This window comes from Thermoanaerobaculia bacterium, assembly GCA_018057705.1.
Lineage (GTDB): Bacteria > Acidobacteriota > Thermoanaerobaculia > Multivoradales > JAGPDF01 > JAGPDF01.
In genome coordinates this window covers 1-8755 of the sequence record JAGPDF010000113.1, presented here as the reverse complement: position 1 = coordinate 8755, position 8755 = coordinate 1, and the positions used below count along the sequence as shown (strand labels likewise).

The window sequence follows — 8755 nt, the reverse complement described above, 5'->3', positions numbered from 1 at the left end:
CCGCGGAACCGAGCGCCTGACCGCCGCCCGCAGGCCCACGGCGCATCAGAGTGGCTCTTCAGCTGGGAGAGCACCACCTTCGCATCGCGGGGGTCGAGGGTTCGAATCCCTTCCGCTCCACCATTTCCGCTGCCCCTCAACCGGATGGAGCTCGGTCATCGGGCGGTGGACCCATCTTGCTGCCGCGGGCTCGACGCCCGCGGCTACGGTCGCAGCGGCACGATCCACGTTGCCGGCCCGAAGGTCGCCGGCACCGAGGCGAGGTCCACCTCCGGGTCGATCAGCGGCTGCTTCGGCCGGCCGTTCAGGGAGATGTCGGTGCGAGCCCGCACCTGCAACTTCGGGTAGCCCGCCTCCTGCATCTTGTCCTTGAGCCAGTGCGCGAACTGACGCATCATCTCCGGATCGTGGATCATCATCCGGCGTTGCCCGGGCGTGAGCGCCGCTTCGAGCCCGTCCAGTGGATAGATCTTGCGCGCCACCGGATCCACCGCCACGAACGTCATCTCCCCCCGCTTGTCGCGCAACTTCATTCGCCAGGCGAACCGGTTCCCCTCTTCGGTCCAGTCGACGTGACCGCGATAGAGGAAGTGGCGAAACGGAACGAGCAACTGCACGGCCACGTAGACCGCAAGAAAGGCGCGGCCGGGACGTGACAGACCGCCCGTGGGCGGACCGCTCGCCCCGGCGAGCGCACCGCGGGGTGCTGCCCGTCGCCCCGGAATTCCGAGGCGCCGGGGCCAACCAGGCTCGAGGAAAAGGAGAGTCGCTGCGATCATCAACCACGGAAAGACCCCGATGGTGAACAGCTGCGAGTTCGTCAGGTGGAAGGTCACAGCGAGAAGGAGAGCCGGAATTCGCGTCCGGCGCCAGAGCAGGGCAGGCACGATCAGCAAGTCGAACATCACCCCGCCCCAACTCACGGCGTAGGGTCCCCAGGAGGCGCTGAGCGGCCTGCCCCAACTGCCCTCGGTGCCCTCGGACATCCACACGGTCATCGGTTGCGCGCGCACCAGCCAGTCGTAGTTGAGCTTGGCGATCCCACCGTAGAAATAGGGCACCGCGATCTGGAATCGCAGCAACCACAAAGCCCAGGCCGGCAGGGTGTCGGAGCGCAGCGCGGGACGCCGCCGGGCGTCGAGCGACAAGGCGCGCTCCGCGGGGACGAAGATCATCAGGAAGCTCGTCAGGCTGATCAGATAGAGGTGGTTCTGAAAGGTCGCGGTGTCGAGCAGGAAGACATACGTGATACCGAGGAAGAAGAGCGTCGCCGCCCAGCGGTAGAAGAGTCCGCAGGCGATCATCGCTGCCGCAATGGCGAGGCCGATGAAGAGGGCGTGCATCAGCGCCGGGGATCCGGGCGTCACCCACCCGAAGCCCTCGTACTTGAAGAGGAAGATGGGCTCCAGGAACTGGCGGCTCAGGCGCCCGCCCACCAGGTACTCCAGGACGTGCTTCAGCATCAGCAGGCCGAAACAGATGCGGAAGAACACCACCGAAGCGATATCGACCCTGTCGCCCGATCCGGACAGGAACCTCCCGCCGGGGCCCATCGCCGAAACCGTCGCCGGGCTCGAGAGCGCGCCCTCCTCCCGAGCGCCACCGCCCGGGCCCGTCCTGCGTCTCCGCTCGTTCACTTTCCTGGAATCGGCTGCCATGTCGTCAGGGGCTCCGGAACAGGTGAGCGCCGGCCCGGCACCCCAACCGGCCGGGAGCATACTGCGGAGCCGTTGGCTCGGACTCCGGTCATCGCACGGAGCGACCCACCGGCAGGCTTCCCGGCGCTGCGGCGGACTAGCCGCGGTCGCTGGGTTCGCAGTCCAGGGAAGCGGCGACGAGCAGATCGCGCAGGCCGCGGGGGTGCGGCGCGGCTTCGCCTTCGAAGGCGACTTCGAGGCGCAGGATGGGGCGGCCTTCGACGATGTACTTCGCTTCGTAGTTGGTGCGCGCGCCGTCCGGCCAGGGAGTGTCGTGCACGGTCACGGTCGCTCCCGGATGCGACTCCAGGAGTTGCCGCACCTCTTCGCCATAGGCCAGGAAATCGGTCGCGAAGTAGAGCCTCCCCGCCGGAGCCAGAAGGCCCTGCACGAGGTCGAGCGACTCGGGGGCGAAGAGCCGGCGCCGCTGGTGGCGCGTCTTCGGCCACGGGTCAGGGAAGTAGACGTGGACGGCGCGCGCGAAGCCCCGGGGCAGGATCGTTCCGGCGAGATACTGCGCATCTCCCGCCAGAAGGACGACGTTCGCGAGCCGCCGCCGCGCGATCCGGCGGGCCACCAGGCGGAAGTACTCGCCGGCGATCTCGATACCGAGGAAGCGCACCTCCGGCTCGGTAGTGGCGCGGCGCAGAAGGTAGCGCCCTTTGCCGAACCCGATCTCGACCTCCCACGGCCCGCCGGCAGGCGGAAAGGGCTGCGGCTGGACAGCGGGCTCGGAAAAGAACGGAACGAGACCCTGGGCGGTGGCAACGCGCGTGACGCGGCTCACGCGGAGTGGTCCTCCTGCGGCCAGAAATCGTAGAAGGTGTACCACTGCGTCGGCCATCGCCGCACCGCGTCCTCCAGGGTCACGACCCACTTCTGCATCGCCTCGCGCACGTCGCCGTCGCGATCGGCCGTGCGCGCCACACTGATCGGCGTGCCATGCACGACCTCGAAGCGCAGGTCGGGCGCATAGGCGATGAACGTCGGCAGCAGGATCGCTCCGGTCATCCGTGCGAGATGAAACGGTCCATTCGGGAAGCAGGTCTCTGCGCCGAAGAAAGGCATTTCGACGCCGCTGTCGCGGAAGTCCCGGTCCCCCTGGAGCGCCACGACCCGGCCCTCGCCGAACGCCCGCAGCACGGCGAGACTTGCGAAGCGATCGTCGGCCGGTAAGGGTATCTCGCTGACGTTCGACAAGCCCCGCATGTGACTGCGGAACTGCTCCGCCTGCTCGAACTCGTCCGGAACGTAGATGATGGCGAGCGGAATGTCGGCCTGCCCGAGCATCACCGCCCCGAGCTCCCAGTTGCCGAGGTGCGCGGTCATCAGCAGGACCCGCCGGCCGCTCGCGAGCAGCTCCTTCAAAGGATCGAGCGCCCGCAGGTCGCCGCCGACGATGAGCTCGCGCAGGCGCTCTCGCGGCAGCTGCGGAAAGCGGAAGAGATCCACCCAGTAGTAGGCGAGATGCCGCAGCATCGCGTTCGCCGCGCGCCGCACCGCGGCCGATCCGGGCGCCGCACCGAGAACGCGGGCGAGATTGCGCTCGATCGCCCGCCGCGGACTGGAGTGGAAAAAGAAGACGACGGCGATGATCCAGCGCGCATGCAGGAAGAGGAACCAGCGCGGCAGCCGGGGCGCTATCCAGGCGAGCACCGGGAAGCCGCGGCGGATCGCCCAGCGATTCAGGCGCTCGGAGAAGGCTCCGGAGCGCGGGATCTTCGCTTGCATCTCGGTCCGGGTCCTGGGGCTAGAGAAGCTCGCTGCGGCCGGAGGCCGCCAGCTGATCGACGATGCGCCGGACCTCCTGCGCGTCCTTGCGCTGCGCCACCAGCACCGCATCTCCCGACCGCACGACGATCAGGTCGGAGAGCCCGAGGATCGCGATCGTCCCCTCCTCGGCGAAGGTGATGTTGCGCGAGGCGTCCACCACCACTGCGCCGCCGCGCGAGACGTTGCCGGCGGCATCAGCGGCCAGAATCCCGGCCAGCGCATCCCACGATCCGAGGTCGCTCCAGCCGCAGTCGAGCGGCAGCGCCGCCATCGATTCGAACTTCTCCATCACGGCGTAGTCGATCGAGATCGACTGCAGCCGCGGGTAGAGCTCGCCCGCCCGCTCGGGGGTGCGCGCGAGCTCCGCCAACCCCCTCCAGAGCTCCGGCGAGTGCCGCTCGAGGCCGGCGAGCAGCACGCTGCCGCGGAAGACGAAGATGCCGGCGTTCCACAGATGTTCGCCCCCCGCGACGAAGCGCTCGGCGGTGGCGCGGTCGGGCTTCTCGGTGAAGCGCCGGACGCGACGCAGGCCTGGCGGACCCGGCAGCGCCTCCGCCATCTCGAGATAGCCGAAGCCGGTCTCTGGATGGGTCGGCACCACGCCGAGGGTGAGGATCCGGGGCTCGCGAACGACCACCTCCGCGGCCAGGGCCAGCGCGGCGCGAAACGACCCGGGATCGGCGATCCGGTGGTCCGACGGCAACACGATGACGGCGCCTTCGCGGGCGGCCGCGGGCATCGAGAGCAGCGACCAGCCGATCGCCGGCGCCGTGTTGCGCGCCGCGGGCTCGGTCAGGATGTGGCTCGGCGGGACTTCGGGCAGTTGCGCCGCGACGGCCTCCCGCAGGGCGTCCGTGGTCGAGATCCAGACCTGCTCCGGCGGCACCAGCGGCCGCAGGCGATCGACCGTCGACTGCAGCAGCGACCGCTCGCCTTCCAGGGAGAGGAGCTGCTTGGGGCGGCTGCGGCGGCTCGACGGCCAGAAACGGGTGCCGGAGCCGCCCGCCAGGACGAGAGCGCTGGGCGACATGAGACGAGCAGTATATCGGCGGGGCGGTCCGGGCACATCCGCCCTGTCGGATCGGATGGGGCTAGAATGCGCGCCGTGCCGCCCGCCCCCGACCGCCTGCCGAACGCTGATGGAGTGACAGCGACACCCAGCGATGCGGCTGGCTCGCCGCAGCGGGCGGCGGAAGCCCTCATGCTCACCTGCCCCAACTGCAGCACCCGACTCGAGGAGAGGAAGTGCAAGCTCTTCTGCCCGCGCCCCGGCTGCGGCTACTTTCTGTCCTGTGCCGACTTCTACTGAACCGCACTCCACACTGTACCGAACAAGGAGACTCTTGATGTCCATCCCGAAGGTCTGCGCCCTCGCCGCGGCACTCGCCGTCCTCTCACTCACTCCGGCGAGCGCCGGCCAGAAGCTCGACGAAGGCAAGCTCGACACCGGCTGGTTCGGCGACGACCGCGAGTTCCGCAAGGCCGACGAGATCGACTATCTCTGGGTGAAGCCCGGCTTCTCCCTCTCCGGCAAGAAGGTCCAGTTCGCGGAGTGGAACGAGCCCCAGTTCATGGGCGAGAAGGCCGGCGAGCGCGACGCCAAGGACAAGCGGCTGGCCAACAATCTCACCGGGGACATGCCGGAGATCTTCGCCGAGGCCTTCCGCAACGGACTCGCGGGCACGGTCACCGTCGTCGAGTCGGGGGGCGAAGTGAAGGTCGTCGGCCGGATCGTCGACTGCACGGAAGGCAGCGCGGCGGCGAAGTTCTGGGTCGGCATGGGCGCCGGCTCCGGCAGCACCACGTTCGACATGAAGTTTCTCGACGCGAAGTCGGGCGAGCTGGTGGCGGCGATCCATCACCGTGTCGTCTCCGGCAGCAACCTCTCGACCACCGACTCGAAGTTCGTCAAGTGGGTCGACGAGTTCGCCGAGCGTCTGGCGAAGAAGGGTCTCGAGGCGCTCTACAACTCGGGCAAGCGGGCCAAGGACTGACCTCCCGGCAGCGGCCGCCCGGAGGTCACGCCTCCGGCGCCGGGCGGCCGCCGGCCTCTCTCCAGCGCGCGACCTCGGCCAGCGTCTTGCGCGCGAGGTCGGGCACTCTTGCCCCCGCGGCGGGATAGCCGACCGGAAAGAGGATGTAAGGCTTCTCGTTCCCTGGCCGCTCGAGAATCCGGTTGAGGAAAGCCATCGGCGACGGCGTGTGCGTGAGGGTCGCGAGCCCCGCCTCGTGAAGCGCCGCGATGAAGAGGCCGCAGGCGATGCCGACGCTCTCCTTGACGTAGTAGTTGCGGACCTTGGCGCCGTCGGCCCCCTCTTCCCAAAGCTCGGCGAAAACGACGACGATCCAGGGCACGGTCTCGAGGAACGGCTTCTGCCATCCGGTTCCGAGCGGACGCAGCGCCTCCACCCACTCCTCGGACATCCGGTTCTCGTAGCTCTCGCGCTCCTCGGCCTCGGCAGCGATCCGGATCTCGCGCTTCACCTCCGGATCCGAGACGGCGACGAATCTCCACGGTTGACGGTGCGCTCCCGAAGGGGCCGTCGCGGCGCTGCGGATGGCGAGCTCGATGAGCTCGCGCGGCACCGTTTCGGGCGAGAAGTCGCGCACGCTGCGGCGCCGTTCGAGCCCAGCGTGGAAGCGGCGGGCCCGTTCGAGCATCTCGGACTCCGGGAGGCGAACGAAATCGAGGGGCACGAAGCGCGGCTCGCTCATGAACCGGACGATAACCCGTCGAGCGGCTCTTTCCGGCTCAGCGCACGACGAGCGACCAGCCGAGCGCAGTGGCGGTCTCGAAGCGATCGGCGAAGATCAGGTTCGACGCCAGTTGCCCACGGGCGAGGGTCGCGGAGCGAGCCGGGAGCGTGAGCGTGAGCACTCCCGCGGCCGGGACGGCTGTGCCGGCCGGCCCCAACGCCGTCGTCGCGGTGAAGCGATAGAGCGCGAAGTTCCCGGCGAGCGGGGCCGCTACGGCGACTTCGACCTCGCGCGGCGCATTGTCCTTGTTGAACAGCAACAGGAAGAGCTCGTCGGAATGGCCGCGGATCGCGAAAGCGCCGACGTCGGCCGCATCCGACGAGACCGAGCGCACACGGTCGCCCAGGGCCCTGGCGCCGGCGCCGTCGTAGTTCAGGAAGAGACGGAACGCCTCTTCGGTCTTCGAGCCCGACGCCGGCACGACCCATCGGGTCGCGAGATCGACCCCCTCGCGGCCGAGGATCGCCAGGACCTCCGCCTGGGCGAGCGCGCCCGACGGCGCGGCGTCGTCCCCCCACGCGTACTCCGTCAAGGCGAGGCGGGTGCCGGGGCACTCGCTGTCGATCCAGCCGCGCAGCCGCGGGATCAGCGCGACCTCGTCGGCGATCCAGGAGGCGGACGTGTACGCCGGATCCCAGAGCTCGCGCGTCGACTGCAGGCGGAGCGCCGCGTAGGCTTCGCCGCCGAACGCCTCGCCGCTCTGCGGATAGTAGTGGACGTCCAGGTAGTCGATCGGCCGGACGCCCGTGGAGCCGAGGTGGGCGCAGCTCTGCGCCAGATACCAGGCGACGAAGGGCAGGCCGCCGTGTGCCTGGCGGTCCGGGCCGTCGATGCAGGAGACACCGCCGGCGGCGTCCGACGCCGAGGTCCATAGGTCACACCAGCCCCAGGTGTCGGGCCCCAGAATCTGCGCCGTCGAATCCAGCGCCTTCACCGCCGATGCGATGGCGAGGCCGCGCGCCCAGACCTCGTCGTAGGTCGGCGCCTGCGGGTGGACATCGCGGTGAGTCGAGTTCCAGAGCATCGGCTCGTTGTCGAGCGCGAAGTAGCGCACGCCGCCACCCGACGACGGGCCGACGCGGCTCGCCACGAAGCTCAACCACTGGGTGACGAAGGACGGCTGTATCGGCACCGTCGTGTCGTCGGCATCGTTGTCGTCGATGTACCCGGCGGCGCTGCAATGCAGCGGGTTCGCGGCCAGGGTGCAGCGCCCGTCGCCGGCGTCCGGATTGCACCACTCCGGCGCGCCCTGGTCGCACTCATCCCCGAGCTGCGGACCGTAGAGAGCCTGGGAGAAGCTCCAGCGGCGGTCGCGATCGGGCCCGGCGACTCTGCCGATCGTCGGCAAGGTCAGAACGACTTCGGCTCCTGCGGCGCGCGAGTCGCGCAGAAACTCGTCTGCGGCCGAATCCGCGGGCAGATTCTGCGGGTCGTTGTCGCCGGCATAGTTGGTGAAGTACCAGTCGTTGGCGCTGTTGTCGACGTCGAGCTGCCAGTTGTAGCGCGTCGTGCGGTTGCCGCCCCAGCGGTTGAGCGTGTAGCCGACCGCGGCGAGCTGGGCCGGCGTCGCGAAGTTCACCCCGTAGACGAGATCGGAGATCGGGCGCCGGTCGAGCGCCGGATCGACCGTCACCGCGACCGCACCGGGCGGCGTCGGATCGAAGACGAACCGGATGTCGTCCACCCGCACTTCGGCCTGGTTGGCCGCGGTCGCCGCCTGCAGGATGAGCTCGTTGAAACTGCAGTTGGCGAGTCCGAGCGTGGCGAAGGGCAGCACCGCCTCGCGCCACTGGGACGACGAGATGCCGCCAGCCGGAAGAAAGGCGTCGAGATCGACCGTCGCGAGCGCCGCGTTGTCGAGCAGGATCGAAAGATCGACCTGCTGCCCCCCACCCCCGACGCCCTTCACCCAGAGGCGCAGCGAGAGATAGTCGGCGCAGTCGAACCCGGCGTTGCTGTGGAAGTAGACACCCTCCCAGTTGTCCGGCTCCCAGCTGAGGGCGTTGGGCGGCGAATGCACGTCTCCGGTCGCAGCGAGGTTGTGCGTCGCCCAGCTCCAGTCCGCGAACCCCCCGGCCAGAGCGTTGTCGTAGACCCAGAGGTCCTGCGCGGCCAGGGGAGCCAGCGGCGCCATGAGCGCCAGGGCGAGCGCCGGCAACAGCGCCACGCGGCCGAGTCTGCGGCAGGTGAGGTTCTTCAACGGTCGCGGGTCCATGGGTTCGCTCTCGGAGGCTCTCGGGAATCCTGCCGCGAACCGGCTGCGGGCGAAGTGAGCCCGTTCACAGCCCGGCCGGGCCGCCGTCAGCCGGTAGGATGCGGTAATCGAAGCGCACCGCATCGGTCGGGTGCCGGCGGAGTCCTACGGAACGCGATCGATGCGTTTCGCTTCGCTCAACACATCCTACATTTCGAAGACGCCGAGTCGGCGGTCCGACGGTTGGCGACTAGAGCTGGAACGGACTGTCGGCGGTGAGCAGGATCGGCGAGGTCGGGCTCGCCGTGCCGCCTTTGCGCTCGAGGGTGACGGC

At 69.2% G+C, this 8755-nt stretch carries 8 protein-coding genes; 2 read left to right on the top strand and 6 right to left on the bottom strand.

Annotated elements, in window-relative coordinates:
• Window positions 1-203: 203 nt before the first annotated feature.
• The 4 genes from KBI44_20255 to KBI44_20240 form a co-directional block, all read right to left on the bottom strand.
• Window positions 204-1637, bottom strand: a complete 1434-nt coding sequence (locus tag KBI44_20255) for an HTTM domain-containing protein (protein ID MBP9146814.1) — start codon at window positions 1635-1637, stop codon at window positions 204-206.
• A 157-nt stretch (window positions 1638-1794) separates the two neighbouring features.
• Window positions 1795-2484, bottom strand: coding sequence for a tRNA (guanosine(46)-N7)-methyltransferase TrmB (locus KBI44_20250; GenBank protein ID MBP9146813.1), 690 nt, complete (start codon window positions 2482-2484; stop codon window positions 1795-1797).
• Entirely contained in the window at window positions 2481-3428 is a 948-nt protein-coding gene (locus KBI44_20245) for a lysophospholipid acyltransferase family protein (protein ID MBP9146812.1), read from the bottom strand. Before KBI44_20245 ends, KBI44_20250 begins: the two co-directional genes overlap by 4 nt.
• A 19-nt stretch (window positions 3429-3447) precedes the next feature.
• Window positions 3448-4500: a mannose-1-phosphate guanylyltransferase gene (locus KBI44_20240; protein MBP9146811.1), complete on the bottom strand. Its 1053-nt coding sequence runs from the start codon at window positions 4498-4500 to the stop codon at window positions 3448-3450.
• A gap of 66 nt (window positions 4501-4566) precedes the next feature.
• On the opposite strand from KBI44_20240, the gene KBI44_20235 reads away from it, so the two are divergent.
• Both KBI44_20235 and KBI44_20230 read left to right on the top strand, forming a co-directional pair.
• Window positions 4567-4779 (top strand): hypothetical protein, encoded by a 213-nt coding sequence (locus tag KBI44_20235; GenBank protein MBP9146810.1) that lies wholly within the window; start codon window positions 4567-4569, stop codon window positions 4777-4779.
• Window positions 4780-4816: 37 nt separating this feature from the next.
• The gene (locus KBI44_20230) at window positions 4817-5464 is read left to right on the top strand and encodes a DUF4410 domain-containing protein (protein MBP9146809.1); all 648 of its coding nucleotides are present in this window, start codon (window positions 4817-4819) and stop codon (window positions 5462-5464) included.
• Window positions 5465-5489: 25 nt separating this feature from the next.
• Here the strand turns inward: KBI44_20230 and KBI44_20225 are convergent, their stop codons facing one another.
• Together KBI44_20225 and KBI44_20220 are read right to left on the bottom strand one after the other, a co-directional pair.
• On the bottom strand, window positions 5490-6185 hold the full coding sequence (locus KBI44_20225) for a nitroreductase family protein (GenBank protein MBP9146808.1): 696 nt from the start codon (window positions 6183-6185) through the stop codon (window positions 5490-5492).
• A gap of 37 nt (window positions 6186-6222) precedes the next feature.
• Window positions 6223-8442 (bottom strand): glycoside hydrolase family 44 protein, encoded by a 2220-nt coding sequence (locus KBI44_20220; protein MBP9146807.1) that lies wholly within the window; start codon window positions 8440-8442, stop codon window positions 6223-6225.
• Window positions 8443-8755 lie beyond the last annotated feature (313 nt).